The organism is Mycobacterium sp. (assembly GCF_035314665.1).
Taxonomy (GTDB): Bacteria; Actinomycetota; Actinomycetes; order Mycobacteriales; family Mycobacteriaceae; genus Mycobacterium.
Genome location: NZ_DATFZD010000351.1, coordinates 1 through 21,755, shown reverse-complemented (window position 1 = coordinate 21,755; position 21,755 = coordinate 1). Strand labels below are relative to the sequence as shown.

24 protein-coding genes, 1 tRNA gene and 1 pseudogene are annotated in these 21,755 nt (G+C 63.1%); 14 read left to right on the top strand and 12 right to left on the bottom strand.

The window, feature by feature from the left end:
• The first annotated feature begins 345 nt into the window (after nucleotides 1-345).
• From VKI00_RS24165 to VKI00_RS24145, 5 genes and pseudogenes are all read left to right on the top strand, one after another.
• Entirely contained in the window at nucleotides 346-1,023 is a 678-nt protein-coding gene (locus tag VKI00_RS24165) for a helix-turn-helix domain-containing protein (protein WP_324442001.1), read from the top strand.
• Complete coding sequence (locus VKI00_RS24160; RefSeq protein ID WP_324442030.1) at nucleotides 978-1,670, top strand: transposase; 693 nt, start codon at nucleotides 978-980, stop codon at nucleotides 1,668-1,670. The genes VKI00_RS24165 and VKI00_RS24160 overlap by 46 nt, the downstream gene beginning before the upstream one ends.
• A 15-nt stretch (nucleotides 1,671-1,685) precedes the next feature.
• Nucleotides 1,686-2,093 (top strand): DUF732 domain-containing protein, encoded by a 408-nt coding sequence (locus tag VKI00_RS24155; RefSeq protein ID WP_324441999.1) that lies wholly within the window; start codon nucleotides 1,686-1,688, stop codon nucleotides 2,091-2,093.
• Between the two features lie 76 nt (nucleotides 2,094-2,169).
• Nucleotides 2,170-2,576 (top strand): annotated as a pseudogene (locus VKI00_RS24150) (transposase); the annotation flags it as partial.
• A gap of 99 nt (nucleotides 2,577-2,675) precedes the next feature.
• Nucleotides 2,676-2,981, top strand: coding sequence for a DUF732 domain-containing protein (locus VKI00_RS24145; RefSeq protein WP_324441997.1), 306 nt, complete (start codon nucleotides 2,676-2,678; stop codon nucleotides 2,979-2,981).
• Nucleotides 2,982-3,081: 100 nt separating this feature from the next.
• On the opposite strand, the gene VKI00_RS24140 is transcribed toward VKI00_RS24145, so the two are convergent.
• Both VKI00_RS24140 and VKI00_RS24135 read right to left on the bottom strand, forming a co-directional pair.
• Nucleotides 3,082-3,396, bottom strand: coding sequence for a DUF732 domain-containing protein (locus VKI00_RS24140; protein ID WP_324441995.1), 315 nt, complete (start codon nucleotides 3,394-3,396; stop codon nucleotides 3,082-3,084).
• Nucleotides 3,397-3,594: 198 nt separating this feature from the next.
• Nucleotides 3,595-3,918 (bottom strand): hypothetical protein, encoded by a 324-nt coding sequence (locus VKI00_RS24135; RefSeq protein WP_324441993.1) that lies wholly within the window; start codon nucleotides 3,916-3,918, stop codon nucleotides 3,595-3,597.
• Between the two features lie 215 nt (nucleotides 3,919-4,133).
• Here VKI00_RS24135 and VKI00_RS24130 point away from each other — a divergent pair, with 215 nt between their 5' ends.
• Complete coding sequence (locus tag VKI00_RS24130) at nucleotides 4,134-4,349, top strand: hypothetical protein (protein ID WP_324441991.1); 216 nt, start codon at nucleotides 4,134-4,136, stop codon at nucleotides 4,347-4,349.
• A 20-nt stretch (nucleotides 4,350-4,369) separates the two neighbouring features.
• On the opposite strand, the gene VKI00_RS24125 is transcribed toward VKI00_RS24130, so the two are convergent.
• The 3 genes from VKI00_RS24125 to VKI00_RS24115 all read right to left on the bottom strand — a co-directional run bounded on the left by VKI00_RS24125 (nucleotide 4,370) and on the right by VKI00_RS24115 (nucleotide 6,895).
• Nucleotides 4,370-5,581 carry a PPE family protein gene (locus tag VKI00_RS24125; RefSeq protein ID WP_414687277.1) on the bottom strand — a complete coding sequence of 404 codons (1,212 nt, stop codon included), beginning with the start codon at nucleotides 5,579-5,581 and terminating at the stop codon, nucleotides 4,370-4,372.
• A gap of 16 nt (nucleotides 5,582-5,597) precedes the next feature.
• Entirely contained in the window at nucleotides 5,598-5,897 is a 300-nt protein-coding gene (locus VKI00_RS24120) for a PE family protein (protein WP_324441988.1), read from the bottom strand.
• A gap of 713 nt (nucleotides 5,898-6,610) precedes the next feature.
• Complete coding sequence (locus tag VKI00_RS24115; RefSeq protein ID WP_324441986.1) at nucleotides 6,611-6,895, bottom strand: DUF732 domain-containing protein; 285 nt, start codon at nucleotides 6,893-6,895, stop codon at nucleotides 6,611-6,613.
• A 266-nt stretch (nucleotides 6,896-7,161) separates the two neighbouring features.
• Here VKI00_RS24115 and VKI00_RS24110 point away from each other — a divergent pair, with 266 nt between their 5' ends.
• Together VKI00_RS24110 and VKI00_RS24105 are read left to right on the top strand one after the other, a co-directional pair.
• On the top strand, nucleotides 7,162-7,356 hold the full coding sequence (locus VKI00_RS24110; RefSeq protein WP_324441984.1) for a hypothetical protein: 195 nt from the start codon (nucleotides 7,162-7,164) through the stop codon (nucleotides 7,354-7,356).
• A 154-nt stretch (nucleotides 7,357-7,510) separates the two neighbouring features.
• Nucleotides 7,511-8,209: a hypothetical protein gene (locus VKI00_RS24105; protein ID WP_324441982.1), complete on the top strand. Its 699-nt coding sequence runs from the start codon at nucleotides 7,511-7,513 to the stop codon at nucleotides 8,207-8,209.
• A 223-nt stretch (nucleotides 8,210-8,432) separates the two neighbouring features.
• Here VKI00_RS24105 and VKI00_RS24100 read toward each other — a convergent pair whose 3' ends face one another.
• Nucleotides 8,433-8,660: a hypothetical protein gene (locus VKI00_RS24100; RefSeq protein ID WP_324441980.1), complete on the bottom strand. Its 228-nt coding sequence runs from the start codon at nucleotides 8,658-8,660 to the stop codon at nucleotides 8,433-8,435.
• 506 nt (nucleotides 8,661-9,166) lie between these two features.
• Here VKI00_RS24100 and VKI00_RS24095 point away from each other — a divergent pair.
• Nucleotides 9,167-9,952 carry a DUF7019 family protein gene (locus VKI00_RS24095; protein ID WP_324441978.1) on the top strand — a complete coding sequence of 262 codons (786 nt, stop codon included), beginning with the start codon at nucleotides 9,167-9,169 and terminating at the stop codon, nucleotides 9,950-9,952.
• Between the two features lie 76 nt (nucleotides 9,953-10,028).
• Here the strand turns inward: VKI00_RS24095 and VKI00_RS24090 are convergent, their stop codons facing one another.
• From VKI00_RS24090 to solA, 3 genes are all read right to left on the bottom strand, one after another.
• The gene (locus VKI00_RS24090) at nucleotides 10,029-10,751 is read right to left on the bottom strand and encodes a hypothetical protein (protein ID WP_324441976.1); all 723 of its coding nucleotides are present in this window, start codon (nucleotides 10,749-10,751) and stop codon (nucleotides 10,029-10,031) included.
• Nucleotides 10,752-11,251: 500 nt separating this feature from the next.
• The gene (locus VKI00_RS24085) at nucleotides 11,252-11,980 is read right to left on the bottom strand and encodes a hypothetical protein (protein WP_324441974.1); all 729 of its coding nucleotides are present in this window, start codon (nucleotides 11,978-11,980) and stop codon (nucleotides 11,252-11,254) included.
• A 161-nt stretch (nucleotides 11,981-12,141) separates the two neighbouring features.
• Complete coding sequence (gene solA / locus VKI00_RS24080) at nucleotides 12,142-13,287, bottom strand: N-methyl-L-tryptophan oxidase (protein ID WP_324441972.1); 1,146 nt, start codon at nucleotides 13,285-13,287, stop codon at nucleotides 12,142-12,144.
• A gap of 649 nt (nucleotides 13,288-13,936) precedes the next feature.
• On the opposite strand from solA, the gene VKI00_RS24075 reads away from it, so the two are divergent.
• Entirely contained in the window at nucleotides 13,937-14,299 is a 363-nt protein-coding gene (locus tag VKI00_RS24075) for a metallopeptidase family protein (RefSeq protein ID WP_324441970.1), read from the top strand.
• 216 nt (nucleotides 14,300-14,515) lie between these two features.
• Here VKI00_RS24075 and VKI00_RS24070 read toward each other — a convergent pair whose 3' ends face one another.
• The 3 genes from VKI00_RS24070 to VKI00_RS24060 form a co-directional block, all read right to left on the bottom strand.
• Nucleotides 14,516-15,745, bottom strand: a complete 1,230-nt coding sequence (locus tag VKI00_RS24070) for a hypothetical protein (protein WP_324441969.1) — start codon at nucleotides 15,743-15,745, stop codon at nucleotides 14,516-14,518.
• A gap of 178 nt (nucleotides 15,746-15,923) precedes the next feature.
• Nucleotides 15,924-16,319: a hypothetical protein gene (locus VKI00_RS24065; RefSeq protein ID WP_324441967.1), complete on the bottom strand. Its 396-nt coding sequence runs from the start codon at nucleotides 16,317-16,319 to the stop codon at nucleotides 15,924-15,926.
• A 169-nt stretch (nucleotides 16,320-16,488) separates the two neighbouring features.
• Nucleotides 16,489-16,561 (bottom strand) — tRNA-Arg (locus tag VKI00_RS24060).
• A 113-nt stretch (nucleotides 16,562-16,674) separates the two neighbouring features.
• Between VKI00_RS24060 and argS the strand changes: the two genes are divergently transcribed.
• From argS to thrC, 4 genes are all read left to right on the top strand, one after another.
• Nucleotides 16,675-18,327 (top strand): arginine--tRNA ligase, encoded by a 1,653-nt coding sequence (argS, locus tag VKI00_RS24055; protein ID WP_324441964.1) that lies wholly within the window; start codon nucleotides 16,675-16,677, stop codon nucleotides 18,325-18,327.
• Between the two features lie 80 nt (nucleotides 18,328-18,407).
• The gene (gene lysA, locus VKI00_RS24050) at nucleotides 18,408-19,742 is read left to right on the top strand and encodes a diaminopimelate decarboxylase (RefSeq protein ID WP_324442028.1); all 1,335 of its coding nucleotides are present in this window, start codon (nucleotides 18,408-18,410) and stop codon (nucleotides 19,740-19,742) included.
• A 3-nt stretch (nucleotides 19,743-19,745) separates the two neighbouring features.
• On the top strand, nucleotides 19,746-21,071 hold the full coding sequence (locus tag VKI00_RS24045; RefSeq protein WP_324441962.1) for a homoserine dehydrogenase: 1,326 nt from the start codon (nucleotides 19,746-19,748) through the stop codon (nucleotides 21,069-21,071).
• Nucleotides 21,068-21,755 (top strand): threonine synthase (gene thrC / locus VKI00_RS24040; RefSeq protein WP_324441960.1); only part of this gene is annotated, 688 nt, incomplete at its 3' end. The genes VKI00_RS24045 and thrC, both read left to right, overlap by 4 nt.

Sequence of the window (21,755 nt, the reverse complement as noted above, 5' to 3'; positions counted from 1 at the left end):
ACAGGCCCAAACTCCTGCGCCTTGCGCTGAGCAGCAGCTTTGATCTGCTGCAACTGCTCCGCCGGAAGTTCCTGCTCGCCATCACGCATGCTCGTTTCCCTTCCGTGATTTTGAAAAACGATTGACCGGCGCGTCTTTCCGCATCCGACAGCCGAGAATCCGCCGCTCGGTATCCCCCAGCTTTCGCTGTTTTTCATATTCGTGTCCGCACAATGACGGCTCTTCAACCTTTACCGGGCAGGTCGGCCCGTTGATCTTGTTCGGCGTGTCTAACGGCTGAGGGCCCTTGGCCTTCTGAAGTCTGAGTGTCGCGAAGCATCCAGACCGAGGAAGGAGCCAAGGGCTGTGCCTGACGCTACGACAGTGTTGTTCGGGCTGCCAGGAGTGCGGGTTGAGCGTGTTGAGCGCCGGGCCGACGGGACCCGGGTGGTCGACGTGGTCACCGATGAGCCGACGGCGGCGGCGTGCCCGTCGTGCGGGGTGGTCTCGACGTCGGTGAAGCAATACGCGGTTACCTCGCCGAAAGATATCCCTTACGGCGAAGGCCGTATCGTGGTGCGCTGGAACAAAGTTCGTTGGCGATGCCGAGAAGACTACTGCAAGCGGAAGTCATTCACCGAGGCCATCACCCAGGTGCCCGCCCGCGCCCGCAGCACCTTGCGGCTGCGTGTGCAGATGGCCGAAGCGGTCGGTGACGCGGCGCGTTCGGTGGCCGAGGTCGCCCAGGCCCATGGCGTGTCCTGGCCGACGGCGCATCGGGCGTTTGTCGCTCAAGCCGAGACAGTATTGCCCGAGCCGGCGCCTACCCCGGTGTTGGGCATCGACGAGACCCGCCGGGGAAAGCCCAGCTGGGAGTGCTGCGCCGAGACCGGTCGGTGGTTGCGGGTCGACCCATGGGACACCGGGTTCGTGGACCTGGCTGGTGATCAGGGCCTTTTGGGGCAGCACGAAGGCCGCAGCGGCGCGGCGGTGGTGGCCTGGCTCGAAGCGCGCACTCCGCAGTTCCGAGAGGGCATCAAGTAGTTGCCATCGATCCCGCCGCTGCCTACGCCTCGGCGATCCGCACGCCCGGGCTGCTGCCCAACGCCAAGCTCGTGGTCGACCACTTCCATGTGACCAAGCTGGCCAACGACGCGCTGACCAAGGTGCGCCGCCGGGTGACCTGGGAGCTCCATGAGCGGCGCGGCCGCAAGATCGACCCGCAGTGGGCCAACCGGCGCCGCTTGCTCACAGCACGGGAACGCTTGTCAGACAAAAGCTTCGCCAAAATGTGGAATCGGATTAACGCTGAGGATCCCAGCGCGCAGATCCTGTCAGCCTGGATCGCCAAAGAGGAGCTACGAACCCTGCTGTCGACCGTGCGCGTCGGCGGGGATCCCCACCTGGCCCGCCACCGTCTGCACCGCTTCCTGGCCTGGTGCATCGACTCGCAGATCCCCGAACTGCTGACCCTGGCCACCACCATCGACAGCTGGTGGCCCGAGGTCAACACCTTCTTGGTCACCGGCATCACCAACGCGCGCACTGAGGGCTACAACCGGCTGCTCAAACAGGTTAAACGCGTCGGCTGTGGGTTCCGGAACCGTGAGCATTCGACCCGGCGGATACGATTCCACTGCACCCGCAAACAGCGGGCCGTAACCCAGATTTCATGCCGGTTGCCCGGCTAAACTCGAAGAGCCACAATGACGGCACCGTTAACGCCAAGAAGAAAGAAGGCGCATCAAATGCTCTCACCTCGCTGGCTGGCCAGACTCACCGTTCCCATTATGGCTGGCGCTGCCCTGGTTACTGGCTCTGCGATTGCGACTGCCGATCCCACCAGTGATGCGTACCTCGATCAACTGCGTGGCCTCGGCTTCACTTGGCCGCCGGGCCACGAGGAGGCTCTCATCGGGATGGCTCTCCTTATCTGTGACGATCTCAATTCGGGTTTTACGCGCGACCGAGTTGCCCAGGACATCCACTCGAACTTGGACGGCAGGGGCATTCACTACGGACAAGTCGAAGCCATGGTGCACCTCGCACACTCGACCTATTGCCCCAACGCGACGTGCTGGGTCGCTCCAGGCAGCGGGGCAAGTTGGTGCTGAGCGCGCAGAGTCTCTGCCCGGACATTCTCGGCATGCTGAACCTGAGCCAGCCGTTCGGCTTGGGCGCGGATCCGGGAGTGCGATCCGCACCATCTTCGCCCAACCCGACGCCGAGCACGTGCGCGAGCAGCTTGACACCATCGCGCACATGCTGGGCCGCCAACTGCCCAAGGTGGAGACCATGCTGCGCGAGGCGGCCGAGGACATAACCGCGTTCGCTGATTTCCCTGTGCCGCACTGGAAGAAGATCTGGAGCACCAACCCGCTCGAGCGGCTCAACAAAGAGATTAAACGGCGTACCGATGTGGTCGGCGTGTTCCCCAACCCTGCCGCGCTGCTGCGGCTGGCCGGCTCTGTGCTCGTCGAAGCCCACGACGAATGGCAAGTCGCCGACAAACGCTCTCCGAAACCACCCTGGCCCTGCTCAAGCCCAATGACAACGCGACCGAAACCGTTGCAGCCACAGCCGCTCTCACGGCATAGTGGACAACCACAGAGCCTCAGGCGAAACGCCTGCTCGACTTACACCACTCCACGGGGCGCTACCCACCCCGTTGGCTGGCGGCACTGACCATCCCCACGATGGTTGGCGCTGCCCTGGTTACTAGCGCTGCGACTGCGACTGCCGATCCCACCAGTGACGCGTACCTCGATCAACTGCGTGGCGCCGGCCTTACTTGGCCGCCGGGCCACGAGCAGGCACTCATCGGGACGGCTCTCCTTATCTGTGACGATCTCGGGTGGGGTTGGACGCCACAACAAATTGCCAACAGCGTCCACGCCAACTTGGACCCGGACAACATCCATGTGCACGACGTTGGATCCCTGGTGAACATCGCGCGTTCGACCTACTGCCCCAACCAGCTATGCTGGGCCGCCCACTGCTGAGCGTTTCAGGGCGGCGAGCCAGCTTCGGCACGCCGTTGATGCTCGTGTGATGTAACCGGAGCCGCCCAAGACAATTGGATGGCTCCGGTTACATCCGCTGTCACGTGCATTGGAAGGGGTCGACGCACTGGTTGCCGGGGCAATAGATTTTGTGTGCGGCGTCGACCATGGTTCCGACGTCTTGCAACGTGACGCCCCTCTTGTTCATGTGGTCGTGAATGTCGTCGGCAATTGTTTGTGGCTGCCAAGCCCACTGGAGGTCGTAGCAGATGAGGTGCGCCTCCCCAATGAGCGCCTCTTCCGAGCTGGGTGGCCACGTGAGGCCGACGGCGTGCAGTTGTGCGAGGTATGCGTCGTCCTGGGCAGTAGTGGCAGTCGCAATCGCGGAGCTACTAAGCAGGGCAGCGCCGGCCATTACGGGGATGGCAAGTCTGGCCGCCCAGCGAAGTGAGAGCATTGGATTCCCTTCCGTTCGTCTTGAAGTCAGGTGAGTCTCAGGGAGATGCTAGAGGAGTCACAGGGAAATGCTAGGGATGGGAACCGAGTCCTACTTCGCTTTTTGCGCAAATGTGTTCGCCATCTATCGACGGCGACGAGCGTCGCTCTCAGAACGTCATTGACCGCAGCTGCCAGGCGGTGCCGGTAACGGTCCGGGCACTTGCGGCACAAGACCGAAGGGACCTGGCGGGGGAGCGGGCACGACGCACTGCACCACCACGAAGGAGCTCGACGTGCCGTGCTGTTGGGCGCGCCAGTACGAGCCATCCGGATAGGGCACGCCGTTGCAGGAGGGTCCGGGGGACGCCGGGTCTGTGGTCACGCCACCCGGGCAGTAATTGGCACCGTAGTCGGGTTTATGGGGATCGGGGTCCGCGTGGGCTGCCGGCGCGGCCAGCATGGCGGTGGCGATCAGCGCCATCGTCATTACGTGTTTCATGGTCAGCATCTTGCTATGGATCGGTTGATGTCGCCACATCCTCGCGCCTGCTGCTGAAAGCTCTTGACGTGTAAGCAATTTCACCGTCCGGCAAACAGAAGCTGATAGCTGCGTTCCAGAACGGTCCAGGCCTCGCGTTCGGCGGCTGAGAATGCGGCGAGTCGGTCGAGGAACTCAAGCACAAGATGGAAGTGTTGAAGCAACACTGCGACACCGTGGGTCGCGACCCCGACGAGATCGAAGTGACCAAAGGCTTCTTCTTCCAAGATCCATTCGAGGACCTCGACGGGTTTCTCACCGAAGTCGAATCCTATGCCGCGCAAGGAATCTCTTTGGTTCACGTCGGTGTGATGCCCGGCAATCCCGATCCGATCGGCTTCATCCGCCGTACGTGCGACGATCTGTTACCGAAGCTGGCTGCAATTGGTTAGTCTCGCGCCGACTGCGAGCGTCAGCCGGCTGCCGGCGTGAACGGAATCACGGTGGAACGGAGCTCGTAGCGGCTAGGCGCAGCGGCACCGTCGCGTCCGGTCAGGTTGGTCACCGGCATCATCGGCGACATCGCCGCCGGCGCACCCGGGTGTGCTGCCGGGACCGCGGCCGCGGCGCTGAACGGTGCACCTGCGGCGCTTGCTGCGGGCGCTGCGCCGCCCCAGGCCGATGGCACCGACAGGGCGCCGACGGAGGTGGCCTGACCCATACCCGCGGAGACAGCGGGCGTGGCCGCGCCGATCCCGCCGATGCCGGTCAGGGTCAGCGCGCCGGTGCCCGGGCCGAGCCCAGCCGACTGCGCGGCCCCCAGCTCGTTAGCGGCGGTGCTGGCGGCGCGGGCGGCATTGGCCGTGCTGCCAGCCGTGAAGAGTTTGGAGAGCATGCTCATGGGCATCGTTGCCATCCGCAAGGGCGTGCTGAGGGAGTTCAGCATCGACAGTGACGATGACGAGGACGACGACGACGATGTATCCGTCGCGGTCGCTGTGAGGCCAGCCAGGGACTGGGGCGATGCGAGGCTTTGCAGGGCCTGCGGCATCCCCGAGATCAGTTGCGGACCCGACGACATGATCGTCTGGACGTCAGTGCCGCCGGATGTGCCGGCAGCCTGTGTGACCGCGGCTGCCTGTGCGGCCAGCCCGCCCGGGTTGGTGGTTTGTGGCGGGGTGGTGAACGGTGTCACCTGTGAGGCGGTCGCAGAGGCGCCGGCGTAGCTGTACATGGCGGCAGCGTCTTGGGCCCACATTTCGCCGTAGTGGGCCTCGGTAGCGGCAATCGCCGGAGTGTTCTGGCCGAGGATGTTCGTCGCGACGAGCATCGCCAGCAGGCTTCGATTAGCAGCGACCATCGGGGGCGGAACTGTTGCGGCAAAAGCCGTTTCGTACGCACTGGCCGCCGCGGTGGCCTGCGCCGCGGTCTGTTCGGCCTGCTCGCCCGTGGCGCCCAGCCACGTCACATAGGGTGCGACTGCGGCGGCCAGCGACCCCGCGCTGGGACCGGTCCACGGCCCGCTGGTCAGGGTTGAGACCACCGAGCCGTAGCCAGCCGCGGCGGAGTTCAACTCGTCGGCCAGCGACTGCCAGGCCGTCGCGGCCGACAGCATCGAGCCCGGCCCCGGACCGGCATACATCCGCGTGGAGTTGATCTCCGGCGGCAGTGCTCCAAAATCCAGCATCGGGTCAGCCGCCTTACCCGGTCGCGACGGCGTTGGCGGCCTCGGTGGCCGCATAGGAACCGGCACTGTTGCCCAGCGTGGTGACGAACATGTCGTGGATCGCCGCCGCCTGCGCCCTGATCGCCTGATACGTCTGGGCGTGCGCGGCAAACTGCAGCGCCGTCAGCGCCGACACCTCGTCGGCCGCCGCCGGAACCACGCCGGTGGTCGGAGCCGCCGCGGCCGCGTTCTGCGCGGTCACGGAAGAGCCAATGCCCTGCAGATTTCCGGCTGCCGCGGTTAAATCCTCTGGCTGGGTGCTCACAAACGCCATCCGGCACTCCCTTCACAACAGCACTCACCCGTCACTAGTTAGGGACGTTAATTAGGCAAGATGGGCTGCTGACATGCCCTAGCTATGCGTCCGCTATGAATTGCGCTGAGCCGAGGCGTTGGGAGTGCAAAAAGCGGGGCTCCGCCCGCAACCGGGGGAGTTCGGTCGTCGCCAGACGCAGCGACATCGAGGCGCCTCGCCTAGAAACGGTGAGCATGCCCACCATCGAGGCCTACTCCGACACGTTTGCCGTAGTTGAGGCAGCGCCAGCTTGACCGGTCGAGCAGGCGGCAGTCAACGACAGTTCGGGCAGGCCGCGGGCGCGCGGTAGGAGCGCGCAGTCAGGTCTGCCTTCGTGCGGCCTTTGCCGTCACCTGGACTCATCGTGAACTCGACGGCATTGCGCGCCGCATATTCGGCTGGCGGCATGTCATCGGCCAGGTGCTATTCAATATAGAAAAAAACCGCCGCGTCGTTTCCGCCCCGGCAAATGACTGCATCGCCTTCCCTCAGACAGGTCATCGTGTAGTTCTGGTTCGTTACGGGGCTATAGGCGTCGATCACCCACGAGTCGGCCCCTGAGGCCGCTCCTTTTGGGTTCGCTAACTCGTACTGTTCGAGGACATTCTGGGCGAACGGGCAAGCGCGTCCGATTCACCGGCCGGTTAGGGCGTCGGCGGCCGTCGGTGACCATCGCTGACGACGTGTCGTGTTCATCGTCCTAATGTGTCGGGGCACAGTTCGTGCTGTGCCGCGTCGATCACGCCTCGCACGTCCATCATCGTCAGATGAACACCCGCGACGATCTGTTCCGGCGTCTGGCCGCCGTGCAGTGCATCGCAGGCGTAGAACCCCGCGTTGAGTGCTTTCGCCTGCCCTCCGGCATAGATCCCATGGTCGGACAAGCAGGCGAGATACGAGTTCGCGTCCGCCTGTGCCTGCGGCGACGCAAGCACCGTGACTACCGCGCACATCGCTGAGCCAATCACCCTGCCCATCCAAACAAGGTAATTCCTCTCAGTCTGCCCGGTCCCGCAATATTAGAAATCGGGCCGCCCCTGGAGTAGGAGCGGCCCGACATTTTGTAAGACGCTGACTTACCGAGCATCGGTTCCGCCCGGGTGCCAAGTCATTCGTTCCGGCGTCGAGTGTGCGATCAGGCGAAGTTCACGGCAAGTCGAGTAGTCAACTACTCGCGCTAAACCGCTGGAATGGTCAAGACTTGCAAGTGTCATCTTAAGTCACAGGCGCTAACGCGGACTTCATGAACTCACCGAATTGGGGTGTGCAAATGGTTATGGGTGATTGGCTGGCCGGCGAGCGCGCCGGCAAAATCGACGGCGAGGCCGATGCCAGGGCGGCCAGGCCTTACAATCCTCATCCTGCTCAGGGGCCGTTCGACAGCGATGACTATGAGCACGGGTATTACAAAGGCTACGAAATCGGCTACGGAAGGTAACCCGGACGGGGCATAGAGAAAAGCCCCCCGAGCAAGTCGGAGGTCGCCCATGAGTACATCCGAGGACACAAGTCAGCCGTCGGACGATGGCGCGGCGGGCGGTGGGTGGAAGAAACGCAAGACCTGGGTCGCGGCGGTCCTCACGACGGCTGTCGTGGTTCCGCTGGTGACCTGGGGGGTTACTTCCGCGCGAGAGTGGATCAACGACAAATTGAACCCTAAGCAGGATCTTTCGGCAGTCGTGAAAATCCCGACGCCGGCAGCTGAATGCCACGGCGGCCGGAGCTGGGTGTTCGACAAGCGTCCGCCGGAATTGCCCTTGCCGCCGAAGGAGGGTGACCTTGACGGGTGGGCCGCCGCCAACGGCGGCATCCCAGCAAGCGGAAACTACATCGAGGTCACGTTGCAGGGCCTAAACGGGCGCAACGTTATCGTCCACGATATTTCGGTCAATATTGTCTCGCGGACCGACCCGCCGCACGGGGCATTCGCGGAGCTCAGCGGCGGGTGTGGAGGGTTTTTTCCCTACCACTTCTCTCTAAATTTGGACGCTAACCCAATCTCGGTCACCGCGAAGCCCGACGACGGAGTCGGTGCGCAGGCGCCGAGTCGCCCGGTGGAACTGCCCCACGAGATCAGCGGCTCCGAACCGGAGGTCTGGCGCCTCGCCGCTGAAACGAAGACGTGCACATGCGAATGGACCGCGACCCTTGATTGGACCGCCGACGACGGTAAAAATGGCACCACGGAAATCAACGACAAGGGTCACCCGTTCCGTGTGGCCGCAGCGGATCTCGCCACGTCTTATTTTGCCGACCGGTGGGAGGGCCGCTGGGAAATGTTGCCCGCTTAGATCTGCTCGATTACGGGGATGCGTGAATTTCGACGCGTGGGAGGAGGAGACCCGTTGGTTGTGGATCGCGATGATGGCGGGGATCGGCGCGGTCGCGTAGTTTCACCATCTTTTCGCAAGCGCGAAGAGATGGCCCGGGGCGCCGCCCACCTGCCTTTTTATCCGTTCCAGTAAAAAGGGTTCGGCCCGCCACGAGGAGAGAGCGTGGCGGGCCGAATAGTGCTCAGCGGGCTCGGCGAAGGGGTTGAGATGCCTGCATGGCCCCACCCGAGTAGCGGCCTTCTAAGCGTGCGATGTGGCCCTGCGCTTCGTTGATGTCTCGCCGCAATGCTGTGGCGTCGAGCGGGGAGCCGTGCCTCTCCAGCCAGTTCACTTGGCTGATCATCTTGTCCCGCAGATCGCGCAAAGCCCGGATCAGTACCACGGCCTGAGCTGCATCGCGTACACCCATCACCACCACATAGGGCTACCCGGTTCCCGGCGGGAATACCCAACTTCCAGTGTCGGGTGACCAGTTCCCTGCGCACGCCCGCGGCTGCGCGCCGCAGATTGGCGGCAAGCTTCTCAGACCGCCGACGGTCGGCCCTCCCGGACCTTGAATGACGTAGCCCGGTAATGGTGCTGGTGTCCGGGTCGGCGCCGGCCGTACCGGCCGCAGCGACCACCGTGGCCGCGGCGAGCAGTACCACCGCGCAGATGAGCTTCTTGGTCATCATGTGGACGGGGCCGTCTTGTCGACGTCGTTGGAGACGGTCATGGCTGTGATCCTCTCGGGGCTTGCTTGAGTTTTAAAACAGTCACAACATGCCCTTTGCCCTGTCGCCGTCCGACGCTCACATCGGCAAGTGATGTGCTGACCGAGCCGACGACACTTTTGATCAGAACCCACGACTGCATCGTTGGGAGTTGCCGGCGAAAAACCCTAGGTAGCAGCTTTTCGCGTGGTCTACTCGACTCATGGCGTTCAAGCTCCGGCGACGTCCCGCCAAGGCCTCGCTCCGCTACTTTGTCTATGTTTCGGACGCCAAACTGGACATGCTCTTCGACCAGATCCCTCCCGAGCTCCGCCAGCGCATAAGCGCCGAAGCAAAGGTCGATCTCAAGCTTGCCAGCCTAACTATCAAGGAGGCACAAACGCCGACGGCTACCCGCATGGCCAAACTAAACGTGGTCGAACGCTACATCGATCGCCACCAGCGAGTGGGCACGGTTCAAGAACCTGGCTCAGAGTACTTCCGGGGGACAATGCCCCTGCGGTGGGGATGGTTCCCCGATCTCAATGCGTCCCGCGACAGCCCTAATGGCGGGTTCAATGTGGCATTCTTCAGTGGAGAGCGGGATGGCCACACGGTCGTCCTCGTGGGATCACGCCATCACGTGCTGGGTGAACAGCCCTTGTCTGTAAGCGCAGACGTGATGACAAGTTCCGCCTTTCCCACCATCACGATGGTCGTCGTCAAGCACGTCAGCGATGTATACGAAAAGGCCACGAAATTAGACGACCTGCGCGAGCACCGCATGATGGAATGGGAGGCAGAGTTCCACACCCGGCCTGAAATAGTCCTTCAAATGGTACGGATGCCCCGCCTGGGTGGGCCACCGCGATGGATGGAGTTCCTTGCTGTGCCGATTCTTGAGGGAGATGTTGCTCTGCCGATTCTTGAGGGAGATGTCGGAGACGGCCCCGAAACACACACGGTGCTAGCGACACCCATCTATGTCGCTCACGCCAACCCAGAGTAACTAGCTGAGAAATCCTATCGAGCAGGGCATCTAGAACAGTTTTCCTTGTACTTACGACCTGGCGGAGCCGGTCACGTTAGTAAAGGTGCGTGACCTCATACTTTGCACGGCGCACTAATCCCCATTGCGAAACCACGTGGGTCTCCCCCTCCAATTTGGCCGCTAAATTTTCCGCGGCCAGTTGGTAAGTCGATGCATTATCCTGGGAGCACTCACTCGCAAGGCAACCATCTGACAGGCTTGTCCAACTAGCGTTAAAGCGGTTAACGTCCTCGCTATTCAGGTATTCTGAACTACCCTCTATAGGACATTTGTTCTTGATTTTGACATGCGGCAAGACGATAAGGGTATTAATTTGTGCGATCGCGGCATTTGTCTTGTCGTCCGTGGCCTTTCGATCCTGAACCGTGCCCAATAGGGTTACCAAACTGGTTAGTCCGGCTTCATACTGTAACAAAGCGTCGTAGCAGTCGTCCGCACGTTTGACATAGTCCGTCACCTGATTTGATCCCATTCCGAAAAAGAAGCCGACAAGTGCGGTAATTACTATTCCTAATAGGCCGATCTTCCGTCCTTTAGCGGCCTGTTCAGTGCTAGCAGCGGCTTGTTCAGCGTTGTTGATGGTGCGGCGCGTTCGGAGACGGGGTAGGAAGCGGCGTCGCCTCGGTTGCTGTGGAGTGACGGAGGCGACGTTTGATTGGTCATCAGCTTGGTTGCCGCAATCAGGCGGCTCGGTGCTACCGGTATCGGGCATCGTTGGCGCTTCATCTCTTTGCTCGGATTGGCGGTCGCCCCCCATGTAGGGGATGGTAGGCGGACTCGTTCGACGGCGTGGTTAGTTCAGCTTGGTCGATATCAGCCATCTAGCAGGTGTAGTGCGACTTTCGAGAGGTCTTAGCTGCACAAAACGGTTCTAGGATCCGGGTGGCTTCACCTATGCGAGTTTGGTGCTTTCGCGGTCCCGTGGACGCTGGCCGAGCAGTCAGCTCCCGGTCAGCTTGTTGCGTTCGTCGAACAACTCGTCGACCTGGCGACTCGACGGCTCGCCGCAGCTCGCGGATCGACCACCGGACCGCGGCGAGTAGCCGCAGCTCGGAGTCGATGGTGTCGAGGTTGCGCATAGCGGAAAACGTGGGCCGTGACGGTCATCGTCGCAATTCACGCTCCGGCGAACCCGCAGCGGTGCCCCGCCAGTCGACTCCGACACCCGGCTGTGCCAGTGCGCCGTCAGGGCCAGCAAACAAGGCGGGTGGCTCCGTGAGACTGTGCGCGAACGTCACGACCCGCGTGACTGAATGATCAATCGCCGGAAAGCCCAAGATCTCTCTGTGCGTCCGCTATAAAGTTCGGCACCAGTGGGGAGGGCGCGAGATCAAGATTCTTATAAAGATCAGCGTTCAGACCAGTTGCCTTTTCGGGCTGGCCGGTTCGCGCGGCCTTCATTACTTCGCGGATCCGACTTTGTATGTCGTTGTGTTTGTCGCGAATCTTTTTCCGCGCCTCTTCCACGTCGGGAGACGCGACCAGTCGAACGGTTGAAGAAGCACGATTGAACTTAAGATATGCATCGTCCACGAGCTTGAACTGATCTTCCGCTTGCTTTATATCAAATGGTGTCAATGTGGAGAATTCAAGCTCCTGTCTGTCCAAAGTGGCCACGGCGTCAAGAAAAGCCGCATAAGCATTCTTTCTTTGTTCCCTGCTAAAACTCAGTGCCGCCCGATCCGACTCAGCTTTGACCTGTAGTGCCGTCTGATCCGACTGGGCTTTGACCTGATGAGTGGACGCCGAATAGGCAAGCGAGCTACCGGTTATCCCGACGATGAGAGTTGCCGCGATCCCCCCGAGTGCCAACCAGAACTCATTGGAACGACGTTGCCCTGACTTGGCCGGCTCCTGGGCTGCGGAGCTTGGCTCGTTGTGGCTGGAATCTGTCTGGTTTTGCTCGGGAGTCGTTGGCTCGTCGGGATTGGCTTGAACCGGCTGTTGCTCCGGCGTGTTTGGCTGCCCCGAACTGGCTTCCGTCATGTAGGGGGAGGCTACATCTCGTTCGTCCCTTCAGCAGCGTTTCGGGCTAGGGGTGGCGGCTAGTCTCTCGCGGTCGCCTGCCTTGCCTTTGAGCTGCGGTTATGCTGGTGCGCGATACTGGGATTGAACCAGTTGCATCCCGGACGGCCGCCTGGTAGCGGTCATGCGGTCGGCGATCTCTGCGGGTCGAACAGCGCGATGGGGTGGTCGGTGGCCCGATCGATGGCGAGGTCGGCAAGGATTTCGCCGACCACCGGAACGAATTTGAAGCCGTGCCCGGAGAATCCGCACGCCATGATGACGTCGGCGCATTGCGGGTGGCGCCCGATCACGAAGTGCCGGTCGGGTGTATTGGAGTACATGCAGGTCGCCGCGTGCAGGCAGTTGCCCGCCAGCGCCGGCAACAACTCAGCGACCCGCGCCCGAATCTCGCTGATTTCCCGCTCGTGCACCACCCGGTCGATGGTGTCCGGCCCACAGGCGATCCCGTTGCCGGCGAAGCCGACTTTCACACCGCCCCGCGGTCCATCGATCGCCGGAAAGCCGTATATATGTCTGCCCAAGGCGTTCTCGTGAATGAAGATGGGGTGATCCTCGAACCCCGAAACACCGCCGATCGGGTCCAGCCAATACATCACCTGACGTTCCACCGCGATGGGAACACCGAACTGACCCAGCACCTGCGGGGCCCAGGCACCCGGGCAGATCACCAACTGCCCAGCGGTGTAAGACCCCCGACCCGTAATGACCCGCATCCCCCCGGCGGTCTGGCTCCAATCCAGCACGGGTTCACCGAATTGCAGTGTGGCCCCTGCCTTTTCGGCGATCTCAAGATGTGCGCGCACTGTCAGCTCCGGTCGCGCGAACCCGGCTTTGGCGTCGTAGAGCGCGATATCTTCCGGGTTAGGCGTGAAGTTCGGGAACCGGGCGGTGATCTCGGCGGCATCGAGCAACTCATGCGGCAGATCCCATTGGCGGCTGGCACGCAGGCTACCGGATACGATCAGGCAGTCCGGTGGCCCGATGAAAAGGCCCCCCGTGAGTCGGTACACGTCGCGTTGAGATTCGGCAGCCAGCTTCTCCCACAGCTCGTAGGCCCGCAGCAACAGCGGAACATAACCGGGTTCCTCGAAATAAGCCTGGCGAATGATCCGAGACCCGCCGTGGCTGGATCCCTTGTCGTGGGCGGGCTCATACCGATCCAGGCCGAGCACCCGGCGTCCTCGGGCCGCCAGATGATAGGCGGCCGCACTTCCCACACCGCCCAATCCCACCACGATGACGTCGTAACCCGTTGTGCTGACCATGTCGAGTTACCTCCGGATCGGGGCAATCTTAGGATCGACGACCCGTTGTTGGTGTACGCCATCGGGTTTTAATCGCCGATGCAGCACAAATTTTCCACCGAAATCGCCAGAGACGCAGGCAGACCCGTTCTCTTCCTTGTGACCATGGCCCATAAGCAGCATGATCGGATCCTGCGGTGGTTGAGGCACGAGCGGCGGCAAAGCTAGTGCGAACCCATGAGGACGCTGCTGAGGCGCCTCGCAAGCGAGCGGTCGCCAGTTCAATCCTGACAGAGGGCTCAATGCCTGAGCGGCTAGCCATCGTGCCAAGGGGTCAGCCCCGCTCGACTTGGTATTGATACCACTAACCCAGAGCGGATTTGCTGACAGTCCAGTCGATCAGAGGATTCGACGGCTCCCGCCGGGAAGACGGTTTCTCGGTACCTGTGACGAGCCGTGGCCACACTGTGGCCACAATTTGGCCACAGTCACAGTTAACTCAGGTGAGCTACTGTGATGTGTTTCAGCAGCTAGGGCGGCCATAGGCGTGTTGATCAGGTAGCTGAATAGGGTTCAAATCCCTCCGCCGCCGCCAGAACCGTCGCGACCTGAGGTCGTACCAAGAAGAAGCCGTCTCTATCCCAGCACCGATTCTGGCATCGTTGCGCAGATGGATGCGCGTTGGGAGCCGGGTCTTAACGATCCGTTCGAAGAGGCGATTGATGACGCGCTGAGCTCCTTGCCGGCCGATCTCCGTGCGGCAATGAGCAATGTTGAGATCGTCGTCGAGGACGAGCCTCCCGACGGGCGGCCGCTGCTCGGCCTGTACCGCGGTGTACCGCTGCCGCGAAGGAGCAGCAAGTACAGCGGAGTGCTTCCCGACAAGATCAGCATCTTCCGGAGGCCGATCACGCGACTCGCTGCCGGCGACGCCGATCGTCTACGCCGCGAAGTCAGACACGTCGTGCTCCACGAGATCGCGCATCACTTCGGGATCAGTGACGCGCGGTTGATCGACCTCGATCGCTACTGACGTGACAATGGGCACGATCTCACGTCGCTATCTAAGTCTTCGGACAGAGTTAGAACAGTGCCGTTGGGGATCTTTGACAGGGCGTTAGCGGCGGCGGTCCTCCAGCCGGCTCATACCGGCCCTAAGCTGTAGGACCCGAATATTCCTGGGCCGAGATCGTGCGCCACATGTTGAGGCTACGGAGCTCGACTTGCGTAACGCCCAAGCCTCCCGATGCTAGGCCGTCGGATTGGGCCACTCCGGTGGCAGTTTGAAGACGGCCGCGGCCGTGTCGGTAGCCTCACGTGTGGCGAGGTTGCTGTCGTCGTCAACGTAGCGCGTTTGGAAAGGCTCTAACCCGGGCAGCGGTGTTGCGGCCCACGGGTTAAGCCACAGCTCAGGCAATTTCGAGGTCACGCTGTAGGCGCTGAGGGTATTGCCAAAGAGCACGCCGGAGATGCGTGTACCACGCGGATCGAAGCTCGGTCGCCAATAGCCATCTGGGACACGTATGTTTCTAATGGTTTCGGGCACAACCGATCCTGTGGCATTGTCCACTAGCCATTGGACTTGCTCGGTGCCGAAAAGCACGTTTCTTAATTCGAATTCGTCAACGTGATGCCACAGCTGCAGTGCGACAACGAGCGGCTTATCGAGCGGCTGCTCTAGTGAGCTGTACTTGTTGCCGCCCTTCTCGTCTAACTTGGCCCGTATTTTCTCAATGTCCTTACTGAAATCTGGTGTTGGCGTTGGGAAGATGGCGATACGCCGCTTACTCTTGCCGCGCTCCTCCGGCTGCACAGGTATTGCCAGGTACTCGATTACCCAGTCGCGGTGCTTCTGCTGGCACCGCCACCGCGGCGAGTCCATGTAGGCCATGCAGTTTTCGTCCCACGCTGCCCGCGCCTCAGCCCAATCCAACCCAGCAAGCCACGCCTCGAGGCGCTCAACGATTTTCTTCCGGGTTGGCCACCCCGCTGGGCCTACCGTTGGAAACTCAATACCCAAAATGAAATCAGGGTTTCGGGCACTGTCGATGAAGTCCTCCACACACGCCTGGCCCTGCGGATTCACCGTGTAGTCGCCGTTAAACGCCGTCGTCGCCTCCACGTACAGGCTCTCGGCGCCGCGCGTGACGAGGAAGTCGGGCTTCTCAGGCCTGCCCGGCAATTCCGGGTGGACCGTTACCTCGTATCCGAGGCACACGAAGAGCCTGTGCACGTACAGCTCCCACCACGCCGGTAAGTGCTGGGCATCCTTGTTTTTTCGGAACCGGCCCAGCAATTCGCGCTGGGGGTCGTCGAACGCTGCGTACCACCGCTCCGTCTCGCGCCGCACCGCATCCCAATCCGCGCCGGCGCTGCGGTTGAGGAACTCGTACAGGCTCTCGGTCCGCTTCTTATAGCCGTCGTTGTTGCGCTCGTACTCGTCGAACAATGTGGTTGGCGTCGGCTTCTTCCTCCCCATGCGGCAACGGTACGACCACCGCGCGCAGACGGTCCGCCAACTCGCTACGTCACATGGGGCGGTCAGGGACCCCAAATCCTCTTAGTCGTCGAAGGGCGGGAGAAGCGTCACCCATTCCTTAAAGTCCTTCGCCGGCCCGGGCCACAAACCCACACCGCCAGCGGAGCAGGTTGCTTAGTTATGGATCACGGGCAGCGGTTGCCATCCGGAGCATGTGTACCTGTCCCGCCGCTGGCGACATCTGTGGTCGGTGCACTGCAATCACCCTTGCCATGTCCACCTGGAAGCAGTCAGGGTCTGGCTCAGGTGGAGTACGCAGCGGATCGCCACGGACATCCAGCAGTTCGACTTCGTAATAGGCTCGACCGCCAATGTCGAACAGCTTCTTTAGCATCTCAAGGTTCTGGGCGTCGGGCATACACACCGCCCAGGCGTGAGCGAAATCGCGGTCTGAGATGACGAACACCTTGTTGATGTCGTAGATGCGCCCGCTGGCGAGGTCGGGGTCATCCGAATGTTTTCGAGCTTCCTGAACCCCGTGGCGCATGCTTTCCGCGTAGAAGCTCTGCTGCACGATCGCAGCCTCGTGGAGGCTGGGGGATGCGGTAGTCAATGCTGCTCTCCCGCTCAGGTTGGTTCCGTGGAGCGGCGAACCGTGCGAGCAGGCGAAGGTGGATGGCACGTGGATGGCAGACGGCATGTCAGTCTAGGCAGAAACAGCCTCTGAACTGCTAAAACACTTGTGCCCCCGGCAGGATTCGAACCTGCGGCCTTCTGCTCCGGAGGCAGACGCTCTATCCCCTGAGCTACGGGGGCGCACGCGAGAGATGCTGCGCCAACGGGCCACGACAGACTAACGCATCATGGCGGCCGGATGGCCATCGGAATGGATTCGAGGCCCAAGCACCTCAGCCAATAGGATGGCCTGCGTGAACCCCGCCGACCTGGCCGAGCTGCTCAAGGCCACCGCGACCGCGGTGCTGGCCGAGCATGCGCTCGACACCGCCGCGCTGCCTGCGACGGTCACCGTCGAGCGGCCGCGCAACCCCGAGCACGGCGATTACGCCAGCAACCTCGCGCTGCAGCTCGGCAAGAAGGTCGGCGTCAACCCCCGCGAGCTGGCCGGATGGCTCGCCGAGGCACTGACCCGGGCCGACGGGATCGCCTCGGCCGAGGTGGCTGGACCCGGCTTCATCAACCTGCGCCTGGACGCGTCGGCGCAGGGCGTCATCATCAACAACGTCATCGACGCCGGCCACACCTACGGCACCTCCGACGCCCAGGCCGGACACAAGATCAACCTGGAGTTCGTCTCGGCAAACCCGACCGGGCCGATCCACATCGGCGGCACCCGGTGGGCCGCGGTCGGCGACGCCCTGGGCCGGCTGCTAACCACGCAGGGCGCCGACGTGGTACGTGAGTACTACTTCAACGACCACGGCGCCCAAATCGACCGGTTCGCCAACTCGCTGATCGCCGCCGCCAAAGGCGAGCCCACTCCGGAAGACGGCTACGCGGGCAGCTACATCGCCGACATCGCTGCGCAAGTCGTAAAGGAAGCACCCGATGCGCTGAGCCAGCCCGCCGCCGAGCAGCACGAGACGTTCCGAAGAATCGGCGTGGACTTGATGTTCACCCACATCAAGGAATCGCTGCACGAGTTCGGCACCGACTTCGACGTCTACACCCACGAAGAGTCGATGCACAGCAGCGGTCGTGTCGAGGAGGCGATCGCCCGGCTGCGCGAGAACGGCAATATCTACGAGAAGGACGGCGCAACCTGGTTGCGCACCAGCGCTTTTGGTGACGACAAGGATCGCGTCGTGATCAAGAGCGACGGGAAACCGGCTTACATCGCGGGCGATCTCGCCTACTACCTGGACAAGCGGCAACGCGGCTTCGACCTGTGCATCTACATGCTCGGCGCCGACCACCACGGCTACATCTCGCGGCTGAAGGCCGCCGCCGCCGCGTTCGGCGACGACCCGGCCACCGTCGAGGTGCTCATCGGCCAGATGGTCAACCTGGTCCGCGACGGCGAGCCGGTGAAGATGAGCAAGCGGGCGGGCACCGTGATCACGCTCGACGACCTGGTCGAAGCAATCGGCGTCGACGCCGCGCGCTACAGCCTGATCCGCTCGTCGGTGGACACCCCGATCGACATCGACCTGGCGCTGTGGTCGTCGGCGTCCAACGAAAACCCGGTCTACTATGTGCAATACGCGCATGCCCGGCTTTCCGCGCTGGCCCGCAACGCCGCCGAACTCGGCCTGATTCCGGATACCGGCCACCTCGAGCTGCTCACCCACGACAAGGAGGGCACGCTCGTCCGTAGTCTCGGCGAGTTCCCGCGGGTGCTGAAAACGGCTGCGTTCCTGCGTGAACCGCACCGAGTTTGCCGCTATCTGGAAGACCTCGCCGGCGACTACCACCGGTTCTACGACTCGTGCCGGGTGTTGCCGCAGGGCGACGAAGAGCCCAACCAGCTGCACACCGCGCGTCTGGCGCTGTGCCAGGCGACCCGCCAGGTCATCGCCAATGGCCTGGCCATCCTCGGTGTCCGCGCTCCGGAGCGGATGTGAGCGCGCACCCCGCTGGTCCGCGGCACGCCGAAGGGTTCCAGCACTCCGGCGTTCCGCCGCGGCCCGCGACGACGCAGGAACTGCTGGAACTGGCGCCGAATGTCTGGCCGCGCAACGCGGTCCGCGGTGACGACGGGGGGGTCAACATTGCCGGGATCGCGCTGAACTGGCTGGCACAGGAGTACGGAACCCCACTTTTCGTCATCGACGAGGACGACTTCCGGGCGCGGTGTCGGGAGATCGCCGCGGCATTCGGCGACGGATCCAACGTGCACTACGCCGGCAAAGCCTTCCTGTGCACTGAGATTGCGCGATGGATCGACGAGGAAGGCCTCTCGCTCGATGTCTGCACCGGCGGTGAACTGGCGGTCGCGCTGCACGCGAACTTCCCGCCCGAGCGGATCGCGCTGCACGGCAACAACAAATCCGTCGCCGAGTTGACCGCGGCGGTCAAGGCCGGCGTCGGTCACGTCGTGGTCGACTCGATGATCGAGATCGAGCGCCTCGATGCCATCGCCGGTGAGGCCGGTGTCGTCCAGGATGTGCTGATCCGCGTCACGGTCGGCGTCGAAGCTCACACTCACGAATTCATCTCCACCGCCCATGAAGACCAGAAGTTCGGGTTGTCGCTGGCCAACGGCGCGGCGATGGCAGCAGTTCGACGGGTATTCGCCACCGATCACCTGCGACTGGTCGGTCTGCATAGTCACATCGGGTCGCAGATCTTTGACGTCGGCGGCTTCGAACTCGCCGCGCACCGGGTGATCGGCCTGCTGCGCGACGTCGTCGCCGAGTTCGGGGTCGACAAGACCGCGCAGATCTCCACCGTCGATCTCGGTGGTGGCCTGGGCATCTCGTATCTGCCCAACGACGATCCGCCGCCGGTGCGCGAACTCGCCGACAAGCTCGGATCCATCGTGCGCAATGAATGCGCGGCGGTGGGCTTGCCGGTCCCCAGGCTGGTCGTCGAGCCCGGCCGCGCCATTGCCGGGCCCGGGACCATCACGCTGTATGAGGTCGGCACCGTCAAAGATGTCGGCGTGAGCACGACGGCGCATCGCCGTTACGTCAGCGTGGACGGCGGGATGAGCGACAACATCCGCACTGCGCTGTACGGCGCGGAATACGATGTTCGACTGGCCTCCAGGGCCACCGATGCGCCTTCGGCGCTGGCCCGTGTGGTCGGAAAGCATTGCGAGAGCGGCGATATCGTCGTTCGGGATACCTGGGTGCCGGACGACATAGCGCCCGGCGACCTGGTTGCGGTGGCGGCCACCGGCGCCTATTGCTACTCGCTATCGAGCCGATACAACATGATCGGTCGGCCGGCGGTGGTGGCTGTGCGCGACGGGCAGGCCCGTCTGATTCTGCGCAGGGAGACCGTCGACGATCTTCTGAGTCTGGAGGTGGGGTGACGCGTGAACGGTGGCGAAAAGCCGGTCGGTGTAGCGGTATTGGGACTGGGCAATGTGGGCAGTGAAGTTGTTCGCATCATCGGGGACAGTGCTGACGATCTGGCCGCCCGGATCGGCGCGCCGTTGGTGCTGCGCGGTATCGGCGTCCGACGGGTAGCTGCGGACCGGGGTGTACCTGTCGATCTGCTCACCGACGACATCGACCAACTGGTCTCCCGCGATGACGTCGACATCGTCGTCGAGGTCATGGGTCCGGTCGAACCGTCCCGCAAAGCGATCCTGTCCGCGCTGGAGCATGGCAAGTCCGTCGTGACGGCGAATAAGGCCCTGCTGTCAGTCTCCACCGGCGAGCTGGCACAAGCGGCCGAAACCGCCAGTGTGGACCTGTATTTCGAGGCCGCTGTGGCTGGTGCTATCCCGGTGATCCGGCCGCTTACCGAGTCGCTGGCCGGCGACAGCGTGCAGCGGGTGGCAGGGATCGTCAACGGCACCACCAACTACATCCTCTCCGAGATGGACAGCACCGGCGCCGACTACGAGCGTGCGCTGGCCGACGCGAGCACGCTCGGCTACGCCGAGGCCGACCCCACCGCGGACGTGGAAGGCTACGACGCGGCCGCCAAGGCCGCCATCCTGGCGTCCATCGCGTTCCACACCAGGGTGACCGCCGACGACGTCTACCGTGAAGGCATCACCGAGATCTCCCCGGACGACTTCGTGTCCGCGCGGTCCCTGGGCTGCACGATCAAACTGCTGTCGATCTGCGAGCGAATCACGACCGGCGATGGGCAGCAGCGGGTTTCGGCTCGGGTTTACCCTGCGCTGGTTCCGTTGTCGCATCCGCTGGCCACGGTCAACGGCGCATTCAACGCCGTGGTGGTCGAGGCCGAGGCCGCCGGCCGACTGATGTTCTACGGTCAGGGCGCCGGCGGCGCGCCGACCGCATCCGCGGTGACCGGCGATCTGGTGATGGCAGCGCGTAACCGGGTGCTGGGCAGCCGCGGGCCGAAGGAGTCCAAGTACGCCCAACTGCCTATCGCGCCAATGGGTGCCATCTCCACCCGTTACTACGTGAGCATGAACGTCGCCGACAAGCCGGGCGTATTGTCCTCGGTTGCAGCAGAATTCGCCAAGCGCGAAGTCAGCATCGCCGAAGTTCGCCAAGAGGGCGTTGTCGGCGAGGGTGGCCAGCGGGTCGGCGCCCGCATCGTGGTGGTCACCCACAGCGCCACCGACGCCGCACTGTCCGAGACCGTCGACGCGCTGGCCGACCTCGATGTGGTGCAGGGTGTGGCCAGCGTCCTGCGGCTGGAAGGAACCAGCGAATGAGTTCGGCGAGCGCCGCCAAGACCAGCATCCATCAACCGTGGCCGGGCGTGATCGCGGCCTACCGCGAGCGGCTGCCGGTCGGCGACGACTGGGTTCCAGTCACCCTGCTCGAGGGCGGCACCCCGTTGATAGCGGCACCCAGGCTCTCCGCGAAGACCGGTTGCACGGTTCATCTCAAGGTCGAGGGCCTCAATCCCACCGGCTCCTTCAAGGACCGCGGCATGACGATGGCCGTCACTGACGCGGTGGCCCGCGGTCAGCAAGCGGTGCTGTGCGCGTCGACGGGTAACACCTCGGCGTCGGCGGCGGCCTACGCGGCCCGCGCCGGCATCACCTGCGCGGTACTGATCCCGCAGGGCAAGATCGCGATGGGCAAGCTGGCGCAGGCCGTCATGCATGGCGCCAAGGTCATCCAGATCGACGGCAACTTCGACGACTGCCTGGAACTCGCCCGTAAGATCGTCGCCGACTTCCCGACGATCTCCTTGGTCAACTCGGTCAACCCGATGCGCATCGAAGGCCAGAAGACGGCGGCGTTCGAAATCGTCGACGCGCTGGGTTACGCACCCGACGTGCACTCGCTGCCGGTCGGTAACGCCGGCAACATCACCGCGTACTGGAAGGGCTACCGCGAGTATCACGCCGACGGAGTGATCGACAGGCTGCCGCGCATGCTGGGTACCC